General features: G+C 66.1%; 10 protein-coding genes and 3 pseudogenes. 7 read left to right on the forward strand and 6 right to left on the reverse strand.

Annotated elements, in window-relative coordinates; all coding sequences use genetic code 11:
• Positions 1 to 154 precede the first annotated feature (154 nt).
• Positions 155 to 637, reverse strand: a complete 483-nt coding sequence (locus AB0P41_RS35675) for a GNAT family N-acetyltransferase (RefSeq protein WP_365936161.1) — start codon at positions 635 to 637, stop codon at positions 155 to 157.
• Between the two features lie 174 nt (positions 638 to 811).
• Positions 812 to 1,687, reverse strand: a complete 876-nt coding sequence (locus AB0P41_RS35680; RefSeq protein ID WP_365936162.1) for an IS5 family transposase — start codon at positions 1,685 to 1,687, stop codon at positions 812 to 814.
• A gap of 150 nt (positions 1,688 to 1,837) precedes the next feature.
• Between AB0P41_RS35680 and AB0P41_RS35685 the strand changes: the two genes are divergently transcribed.
• The 6 genes and pseudogenes from AB0P41_RS35685 to AB0P41_RS35710 form a co-directional block, all read left to right on the forward strand.
• The gene (locus AB0P41_RS35685; RefSeq protein ID WP_365936163.1) at positions 1,838 to 2,551 is read left to right on the forward strand and encodes a hypothetical protein; all 714 of its coding nucleotides are present in this window, start codon (positions 1,838 to 1,840) and stop codon (positions 2,549 to 2,551) included.
• A 220-nt stretch (positions 2,552 to 2,771) separates the two neighbouring features.
• A complete protein-coding gene (locus AB0P41_RS35690) occupies positions 2,772 to 3,482 on the forward strand; it encodes a hypothetical protein (RefSeq protein ID WP_365936164.1) in 711 nt (236 codons plus the stop codon).
• A gap of 27 nt (positions 3,483 to 3,509) precedes the next feature.
• Positions 3,510 to 4,424, forward strand: a pseudogene (locus AB0P41_RS35695) (helix-turn-helix domain-containing protein).
• A 42-nt stretch (positions 4,425 to 4,466) separates the two neighbouring features.
• Positions 4,467 to 5,317 (forward strand): IS5 family transposase gene (locus AB0P41_RS35700; protein ID WP_365936169.1). Its coding sequence is split into 2 segments (ribosomal slippage): positions 4,467 to 4,806 and positions 4,806 to 5,317, totalling 852 coding nucleotides; the frame shifts between segments, so codons are not numbered across the junction.
• A 232-nt stretch (positions 5,318 to 5,549) separates the two neighbouring features.
• The gene (locus tag AB0P41_RS35705) at positions 5,550 to 5,996 is read left to right on the forward strand and encodes a transposase family protein (protein WP_365936165.1); all 447 of its coding nucleotides are present in this window, start codon (positions 5,550 to 5,552) and stop codon (positions 5,994 to 5,996) included.
• Positions 5,927 to 6,160 (forward strand): annotated as a pseudogene (locus AB0P41_RS35710) (transposase); the annotation flags it as partial. The gene AB0P41_RS35705 and the pseudogene AB0P41_RS35710, both read left to right, overlap by 70 nt.
• A 59-nt stretch (positions 6,161 to 6,219) precedes the next feature.
• Here the strand turns inward: AB0P41_RS35710 and AB0P41_RS35715 are convergent.
• From AB0P41_RS35715 to AB0P41_RS35725, 3 genes and pseudogenes are all read right to left on the reverse strand, one after another.
• Positions 6,220 to 6,483, reverse strand: a pseudogene (locus AB0P41_RS35715) (transposase family protein); the annotation flags it as partial.
• A gap of 79 nt (positions 6,484 to 6,562) precedes the next feature.
• Positions 6,563 to 6,964, reverse strand: a complete 402-nt coding sequence (locus AB0P41_RS35720; RefSeq protein WP_365936170.1) for an SUKH-4 family immunity protein — start codon at positions 6,962 to 6,964, stop codon at positions 6,563 to 6,565.
• Complete coding sequence (locus AB0P41_RS35725; protein ID WP_365936166.1) at positions 6,964 to 7,122, reverse strand: hypothetical protein; 159 nt, start codon at positions 7,120 to 7,122, stop codon at positions 6,964 to 6,966. Before AB0P41_RS35725 ends, AB0P41_RS35720 begins: the two co-directional genes overlap by 1 nt.
• Positions 7,123 to 7,253: 131 nt before the next feature.
• On the opposite strand from AB0P41_RS35725, the gene AB0P41_RS35730 reads away from it, so the two are divergent.
• On the forward strand, positions 7,254 to 8,021 hold the full coding sequence (locus AB0P41_RS35730) for a transposase (protein ID WP_365936167.1): 768 nt from the start codon (positions 7,254 to 7,256) through the stop codon (positions 8,019 to 8,021).
• A 27-nt stretch (positions 8,022 to 8,048) separates the two neighbouring features.
• On the opposite strand, the gene AB0P41_RS35735 is transcribed toward AB0P41_RS35730, so the two are convergent.
• On the reverse strand, positions 8,049 to 8,693 hold the full coding sequence (locus AB0P41_RS35735) for a hypothetical protein (RefSeq protein ID WP_365936168.1): 645 nt from the start codon (positions 8,691 to 8,693) through the stop codon (positions 8,049 to 8,051).
• Positions 8,694 to 8,852 lie beyond the last annotated feature (159 nt).

The raw sequence follows: 8,852 nt of genomic DNA on the forward strand, positions 1-8,852 counted from the left end.
ACCTCGCCATGACAGGCTGAACCAGCAGGTCAAACGCCATCCCGGCCTGCCCACACCCACCCTTCTGCAACAACCTTTAGGCCGTGTATCGAAAGTGGGCTGTAGCCGATTGTCGAACCCGGACGGGCGCCCGGAGGCGCCCGTCCGGGAGGTGTCAGAGTTGACGGAAGTAGACAGTGAGTGGGAGGGGGGTACATCCGAGCGCCTCGTAGAGAGCTCGGGCCGGAGCGTGGAACTGGTCTCCTCCGGTGCCGATCTCGACGACCCCGGCGCCGAGGGTCCGCATCTCTGCGAAGGCGTACTCGCACAGTGCACGGCCCACGTGGTGTCGTCGGTGCTGGGCAGAGACGGCGAGGATCGTGATCTCACCCTTCTTGGGGACCGGGGCGACGCTCCATGCTACGTAGCCCGCGATGACGCCGTCAGATTCGGCGACGGCGACGTACGTGTGCCGTTCGGGGGCGTGGAGCTCGGCGACTTGTTTGCGGTAGTCGTCGCGCCAGTTGCCGTGCTGGACGGCGAAGACGGCCTCGCCCATCAGTGGGCGGAAGGAGTCCTCGTAGAACGGTCGGAACGTGTCGATGGTCAGTTCGGTGAGTGGTGCCAGGTCCTGCGGGGCGAACGCGCGGATGAGCATGGAAGTGTGCCTCTCAGGCTGAGGGCTTGATACCCGGGCGGAACAAGGGCATCGGTCGGCCCGCTCCCGGCCACAGGATGGCGGTGAGCAGGGCCCTCAGTGACGTGTACGAGACGCGGGGAAACACTCCATGGTCCGCATCGTAGCGCCCGGCACGCATGTCGAATACTTCGATTACAGCCACTCGTTGATGGCCGCGAGGAGGACGGTCGCTTCGTAGCGGGTTGCGAGCTTGTCGTATCGCGTGGCGACAGCGCGGTGTCTCTTGAGTCGGTTGATCCCGCACTCGACTGCATGACGCTCGCGGTAGTCGGCCGAGTCGAAGTGCGGTGGTCGGCCATTGCGGCAGCCGAGCTTCCGGCGGTTGCGGGCCTGGTCGGCCTTGTCGGGGATGGTGCAGCGGATTCCGCGGCGGCGCAGATAGGCACGGTTCCTGCGGGAGGCATACGCCTTGTCCGCGCGGACCCGATGGGGGCGAACACGTGGCCGGCCAGGCCCGATGCGGGGCACGCGGACCCTCCCCAGTACGGATTCGAACTGCGGAGAGTCGCCGCGCTGCCCGGCCGTGATCACGATCGACATTGGCTGTTGGCCCTGCTCGACGGCCAGGTGCAGCTTGGTGGTGAACCCGCCGCGTGAACGTCCGAGCCCGTGATCTCCGGGCTCGGTGAATACGCCGCCCGGCGGCTCCTTCTGCAGGTCACCCTGCTTGCGGGCCCCGGCCGCATGCTGATGGGCTCGGCAGACCGTGGAGTCGACACTCAGGTCCCACGTGATCGCACCCTGCGCGTCGGCCAGGGACTGGAGCCGGGTGAGGATCTGGTGCCAGGTGCCGTTCCGCTGCCACCGGCGGAACAAGTCGTAGACCCGGCTCCACGGCCCGTACTCAACGGGTACGTCCCGCCACGGCACCCCGGTCCGGACCCGGAACCGTATGCCGTCGATCAGCCGCCGCCGAGGCCAGACAGGTGGCCGACCCACCTTCGTGCCCTTCGGCAGCAGCGGCTCCAGCACAGCCCACTGCTCGTCCGTGAGATCTCCCCGACCCATGAACCACGATCATTCACAGGCCAAGATCCACTTTGGACACACGGCCTAGTGGAGCCACCGGCTCACGGCCTGACGGCGCTCCACGAGGTCGGAGCTGCCGACTGCACAGCAGCGCGCTAAGACGCGTAAGTGGTTGATACTTTCAACATCATGGGAAGAGGCAAGCGAAACGTTGAGGAACTGCCCGGTGACCCCGGGCGCCTGTGGCTGGACTACCGACACGGCCATCCGACCCAGCTTCGTGCACAGGACGACGCACTCTACGAATGGACGGTGTCGGTGGCCGAGCGGAAGCGCCGGCACAAGTGGGCTGCTTCCTCGGACACTGTCCCTGGCCCTGAGATCGGTTCCTTCACCTTCGTCCGTCTGCACGACGCCGGCCCCAGCGTCGCTCTGGGGGCCGCCGAGAGCTACGGCATGGAACTCGCCAACATCTTCCTCCCGCTCGTCGCGTGGGACAGCAGTATCGAGGAAGCGTTGCAAGGTGTCGTCGAAAAGCCGTCCGGAGACCTGCTGATTCTGTTCCGAGCCTCGCTCGACAGGTCCTGGCGAGGCTTCGGTCTCGGACCGATCCTCGCCTCCGAGGCCATCCAGGCCCTGGCCGCCGGGTGCTGCGCGGTGATCGTTTCGCCCACGATGGGAGAGAAGCCGGATGACAACGCCCTGGTCACACCGGAGTATTGGGCTGAGGCGAACGCCAAGATCGCGGCGATGTGGGAGGGCGTCGGTTTCCGTCACCATGCTGGTTCCTCGCTCTATCTACTCGACCCGGCCCGCACGGAGCAGGCCAGGATCCGGGCGAGGCTGCGCCAGAATCTGGCAGCACTCACTGACGCCTACCGCAGCGCTCACCGGGCTGAGTAGCCTGCTGCACCCTGGCCATGCCAGCCGCGATCTGTGACGGGTGCCGGGATCTCCAGCTCACCCCTTCCCCGCAGAAGAGCCACTGCCGTATCAGGCAACGTTCGTGCCCCCGGACCGATCCTTGAGGGCCTGGCCACGCCCGCGCCTCGGCAGGAGTGTCGGTGGCCAATGCGATGCTGGCGCCGACAACTCCGCTCGCATCAATCATTCAGGGGTACCGATGAGTGAACAGTCAGGGTCCGACCTGTCCCCGGTCGACTTCGACGCCGCTTGGTGCGCCACCGACCTCGGCAAGTACCGTGCCTGCCGGTACACCTACGAGCACTACGCCCTCGACAGTCTGCCGCCCCTGGACTCCAGGCAGTTCACGGGTGCCTTTTCATGGCTCGGGGGAGCCGGCGACACCATCCCGCGACGGGTCATCGAGCTCAACGGCCTGGCAAGAGACCTGGCCGCCAAGGGCCTCACCTTGCCGCGGGATTTCGTCACGTTCCAGACCGCCGAATATTTGTACGGATCGCTGGACGAGGTCTCGGTAACTGGGTACTGGACGCATCTTTCGGACCCGCTGCCCAGCCCGGTCGAGCCCGGCGCCTTCCTGGTGCGGTTCTTCCGGGATCAGCAGGACTGCGTCATCTGGTACCTCTACCTCCGCCCGACGAGCGAGGCGTTCGTGGTGTACTCCCACCTCGACTACGAGTTTGAGTACGAGGCGCGGCGCGACGGGGAAGAGACTCAGACCGATCTCGACGATGCGGAGGAGCAGCGGGCCGCGATCCTGTGGTGTGCGCCGTCGTTCGAGGAGTTTGCCCATCGGTTCTGGATCGAGAACCGCCTCTGGCATGCGGTCAACGACGGTGAATTACCAGTGCTCGAACCGCGGCTGCAGGACTACCTTAATCACTACGCGCCGGCCGGGACTTCGAAGTGACCGCGCAATGAGCGAGCTCCTATGCGGATGCCGGAGCGTGTACGGGTTCGCGAAATCGATGACGACGATGGCAGGTGGCTGCTGCGACCCGTCCGCCGTGGCACCGGCTCAGTAGTGACCTGGCGGCGGGCCCAGATGGTGCTCCTGTCCGCACAGAGCGTGGACGTGACAAATATTGCCGAGGGCACCTTCACAAGCGCGCACCGGGTCCGAGACGTGATACACAACTTCAACGCCGACGGCTTCGGCTCGCTGTATCCGAAGTACTCCGGCGGCCGCCCGACGACGTTCACGCTGGCCGAGCGGCGCGAGATCAAGAAGATTGCCAAGTCGAAGCTGACCGAGTACGACCTGCCCTTCTCGACCTGGAGTCTGACCGAACTCGCGGACTTCCTGGTCGCCGAGGGGGTGGTCGACGACATCAGCCACGACGGCCTACGCATCCAGCCCAACCGTGAGCCCCGCCGACGGCGCCGGGCGACCTGCAACCGCTACGGCGGAGTACGCCCTCTGGTCGCCGCCCTGGACCTGGCCAAGGACAAGCTGTACGGCCACACTAAACCGGTCAAGAAGCGGACGAAGTCCATGGAGTTCTGCCGCTACCTGCGCAGCCTCGACCATCCGACCATCCGACCATCCGACCGTGCGGATCGCGATCGTAAGCGACAACTTCTCCCCGCACCTGACCACAAATAAATGCCAGCGCGTCGGCACATGGGCAGCGACGAGCAACGTCGAGACGGCCTGCACCCCGACCAACAGCTCCTGGCTCAACCGCGTCGAAGCCCGGTTCACAGCCCTGCGCTACTTCACCTCAACGGTACCGACCACGCCGACCACACGGAACAGGGCAGCACGATCCGCCGCCACATCATCTGGCGAAACCGCCATGCCAACGACCAGCGCCTACGCACCGTCGTCGACAGGGCAAACGTTGCCTGATCCGGCACTAGGCCGTTTCGTTCAGATCATCCGATCGTTGGTCTGGTTGTGCCGTTGACTGACGCGCAGTGGGCGCGGATCGAGCCGTTACTTCCGGACCGGACGCCGAAGCGGGGTGGCCGGTGGAGAGATCACCGTGAGGTGATCGACGCGATCGCCTTCAAGTTCCAGACCGGGACGCAGTGGATGTACCTGCCGGAGAAGTACGGCAACTGGCGGGGCGTCTACAACCGGCTGCGGATGTGGGCCGCGGACGGCACCTGGGAGCGCGTGTTCACCGCGTTGATGGCCCAGGCCGACGAGGAGGGCGACCTCGACTGGGTGGTGTCGGTGGACTCCACCATCGTCCGTGCTCACCAGCACGCTGCCGGGGCCCGCAAAAAGGGGCCCCGGCAGGCGAGCCGGCCGACCATGCCGTCGGACGGTCCCGCGGAGGACTGACCACAAAGATCCACCTGGCGGCCGACGGCCGCTGCCGGCCCTTGGTGTTCGTTCTGACCGGCGGGCAGGCCAACGACGCACCGGCGTTCACCCAGGTCATGGAACGCTTGCGCGTGCCCCGTCGTCGGGGCAGGCCCCGCACGCGGCCCGACGTGGTCCTGGCAGACAAGGCGTATTCGTCCCGCGCCATCCGAGAGCACCTCCGCGGCCGTCGGATCCGCGCGGTCATCCCCGTCCGGGCCGACCAGAACACCCACCGGCTGAGGCGCGGCAGCCGAGGCGGGCGCCCACCAGCCTTCGACCGCGACGCCTACAAGCAGCGCAACACCGTCGAGCGGTGCATCAACCGCCTCAAGCAATGGCGAGGGATCGCCACCCGCTACGAGAAGACCGCCACCATCTATCTGGCTGGCCTCCACGTCGCGGGCATCTTCCTCTGGTCAGCCCGCTGATCCAAACGAACTGCCTATAACGAGCTCGTGCACGGTAAGCCGGTGAGACGTCGCGCTCCTGATCGTCGATCATGGTCGTGTGGTGGGGAACGTGTCTCGTGCAGCGATCATCAGCGACCGGAGGGTCACGGGTCTGTCGGCCGATGTGATCGCTGAACTCGTGGCTGAACTTGGCCCGTTGTGGCATGAACGGCACCAGGCCAGGCTTGCTTCCCGGTCTCGGAAGCGGGCTGTGGGCGCGGGTGCGAAGCACCGTCTGGTGTTCGTCGACCGGCTCCTGGCCACCCTCGTGCATCTCCGGCACGCGGTCACACACGACGTGCTGGCCTGCTGGTTCGGTGTCGATCGCTCCACCATCACCCGTGCTGTCGGAGAGGTGCGACCGCTGCTCGCCGAGCGAGGGTGCACCGTCAGCCCAGGGGTGCGGCTGCGGACCCTGGCCGAGGTCATCGGCCACCTCGGTGCGAGCGGACAGACCGGGATCATCGACGGCACCGAGATCCGAGTCCGCCGGCCGGCCGCCGGACACAAGGACCGGGACACGTTCATCTCCGGCAAGAACAAGCAGAACGCGGTCAAGACCAGGTCGTCACGGACGGCGCCGGCCGGGTGCTGTTCTGCAGCCCGACCAGGCCCGGAAGCTGCGCGGACATCACCCACGCCCGCCAGCTCGGGCTGATCAAGCTTTTGGCCGATGGGCCCGCAGTCGAGATCCTCGCCGATGCCGACTACCAGGGCTTGGGAGCCCAGACCGGCCGCCGGGTGGTCACACCACCACACCGCAAGTTCAAGAAGAACGCCCCCGACTGGTACGAGGAGATGCACGAGCGCCAGCGCAAAGCCCATTCCTCGAGGCGGATCCGGGTCGAGCACGGCATCGCCCACCTGAAGAACTGGCGGGCCCCGAGGTGGCTCACGATCCGGCCCGCGGACGACTTCGAGATCCCGAACAAGGGGGCCAGCTGTCGCAAGGCCAGGTTTGTCCGCCAGTACGCGGCAACCAGCAGCACCCGGTCTTCCAGCGGCAGACTCCACGGACGACCCCTGCAAGCAAGGGACGGTTTTCCGCGTCGCAGCACGGTGATCAGTTTGCCGAACTGCTTCGGAGTGAGTCCGGAGTACGGCGCTATCCATGACGGCTCCGACGCCGTGATCACAGCCCCCACATGGTGATCATCTGAGTCGTGGGCGGCCTGGCCTCCCGCACGGGTCCAGACCTGCGGGCCCTGGATCTGCCGGCCGAGGTCAGTAGAGCCAGCGGTCCAGGTGTGCTTGCCAGAGAAACCCCTCGTAGCCGTTGAAGGCTGCCGGGTCGATCTCCTTCAGCTCCTCGGCCAGCCGGTTCAGCTCGGCGAAGGCCCGCTCTTCCTCGTCTTCGGAGAGGTACTTCTCGGGGCCGTCCGGCTCGCTGAGAAGCTCTGAGGCGGTTACGCGGCTGCCGTAGTGGTGAAGCACAGTGAGCCACACGTCGACACCCGAGTTGGCGAACCATGCCTCTCCATCTGGCATGACGAAGTAGACCGTTCCGGCCTCCGGCTCAACACCGAACCATGATCGCTCAGCCGGTCTATGGGGGTCTGTGTCCTCCGTGAGGCGGTAGAGCTGACCCTGGGACGTGTGGAGGACTGGATCGGCCTCGCTCTGCATCACGACCCGCTCGATGAGGCGCGGAGCCACCGGGATGCCCACTCGACGAGCTGCGTCTTCATGAACTCCGGGATCCGCCAGGCGGCGACAATGTCCCGTCCGGCTCGCGTGACATGCTCCGGACCGGCCCATTCGGTCAGCTGGTCATACGTCGCCATCGAACGATCCTCTTCCGTCGGCTGCGGCCCTGACCCTATCGAGCCGACCTAAGGTCAAGGCGGCATCACGTTTGTGGGACAGCCCTTAAAGGTGTCCCGCAACTGCCGGTCATGGGTGAGATGATCTTGATGTGGCTGGTGTGATCACGGCGTCGGAGCCGTCTTGGATACGTCCGTTCACAGGGCTGAGCCCGCGCTCATTCGGCAGGTTGGTGACCGCGGTGCAGCGCGAGAGCGCAGCCGAACCACGGACGGGTCGTCCGTGGGGCCTGTCGCTTGAGGACCGTATTCTCCTGGTCGCCGCCTACTGGCGCACCAACTTGACCATGCGCCAACTGGCTCTGCTGTTCGGGACCTCGAAGTCGGCGGCCGATCGGATCATCGACCACATCGGCCCGCTGCTGGCCTTGCCGCCCCGACGCCGGTTCGCGAGGGGCACTGTTCTGATCGTGGACGGGACGTTGGTGCCCACCCGCGATCACGCGGTGGCCGAGCAGTCGAAGAACTATCGGTACTCCACCAACCACCAAGTCGTCATCGATGCCGACACCCGCCTGGTCGTCGTGGTCGGACGGCCGCTGCCCGGCAACCGGAACGACTGCAAGGCGTGGGAGGAATCAGGGGCCAAGTCGGCGGTCGGACGGACGACCGTGATAGCTGACGGCGGCTACCCAGGGACTGGATTGATCATGCCGCACCGCCGCACCAAGAGCGAGGAAATGCCCGACTGGAAGCGGGAGCACAACCGCGCACACAAGCAGGTCCGCGCACGAGTGGAGCACGTCTTTGCTCGAATGAAAACCTGGAAGATCCTCCGCGACTGCCGGCTCAAAGGCGACGGCGTCCACCACGCCATGCGCGGCATCGCCCGCCTGCACAACCTCAACCTTGCTGGATAGGGCCACAGCCGAACTCCTGCAGGTTTCTCACCCGCGTCCGCCGGCGGGCCGCGGAGTGTGTTGCGGCCACTGCGCGCCCACCTGTTCCACCACCGCGGCTCGGAAGGCTTCCAAAAGGACGCCTCCGGGGTACGTCCCAAACGCTCGGTACTTCCAGCGGTAGTAGCACGACCAGTAGCTCACCACGCGCCGCTCCGTGCGCGCGAAGAAGGCCGGATTCCGAGCGATGAACTCACCGTAGGCACGGCGCTGGGCCGAGCCCGGGTCCGCGAGCCCGGGTAGGCCCCGGCCGATCGCCTCGATGATCTCCAGCACGTACTCGCCGGCCAACTGCATTACAAACGGGACCACCCACGGCTTGCCCGACGCCACGATCCGCTCAAGGTGCCGCTGGCGAACCCGGCCATCGTGGTGCCGGGAGTACAGGCAGTGCAGAATCACCTGCTGTGTCTCGGACAGTTGCCCATCCGAGCCGACGCCCGGTTCCTCGTTGTAGATGCGCGACGGGATGGCGATGGTCTCGCCCTGCACCTCAACCTCGAAGGGCATCTTCGGCGCGAGTCTGGCCTCCGGCATGACTGCTAGGACGCTGCGCACGTCGCCGGTAAGACGGGTTGGAAACGCTGCCGTCAGCGCATGGGCGACGTTCGACGGGTCCCGGGGCAGCTGCACCACAGGAGGATATGCGGCGAACCTCTCGGTCACTCAACCGCCCGCCTCACGTTGCGGGACAACCCTTAGACCGTGTCCTATGTGGTGAGTCGAGCGAGTCGTTTATAGCAGCAGAGGGCTGCGGCGAGGCCGAGAAAGGCCAGGTAGTTGCGGGGGTGG

This window comes from Streptomyces sp. NPDC079167 (assembly GCF_040686735.1).
In the GTDB taxonomy this organism is placed as follows: domain Bacteria; phylum Actinomycetota; class Actinomycetes; order Streptomycetales; family Streptomycetaceae; genus Streptomyces.

Excerpts from the sequence above, each read along its gene's own strand:
- AB0P41_RS35720 (WP_365936170.1), bottom strand. The coding sequence starts at position 6,964 with ATGCAGAGCGAGGCCGATCCAGTCCTCCACACGTCCCAGGGTCAGCTC.
- AB0P41_RS35675 (WP_365936161.1), bottom strand. The coding sequence starts at position 637 with ATGCTCATCCGCGCGTTCGCCCCGCAGGACCTGGCACCACTCACCGAA.
- AB0P41_RS35680 (WP_365936162.1), bottom strand. The coding sequence starts at position 1,687 with ATGGGTCGGGGAGATCTCACGGACGAGCAGTGGGCTGTGCTGGAGCCG.
- AB0P41_RS35725 (WP_365936166.1), bottom strand. The coding sequence starts at position 7,122 with ATGGCGACGTATGACCAGCTGACCGAATGGGCCGGTCCGGAGCATGTC.
- AB0P41_RS35685 (WP_365936163.1), top strand. The coding sequence starts at position 1,838 with ATGGGAAGAGGCAAGCGAAACGTTGAGGAACTGCCCGGTGACCCCGGG.
- AB0P41_RS35690 (WP_365936164.1), top strand. The coding sequence starts at position 2,772 with ATGAGTGAACAGTCAGGGTCCGACCTGTCCCCGGTCGACTTCGACGCC.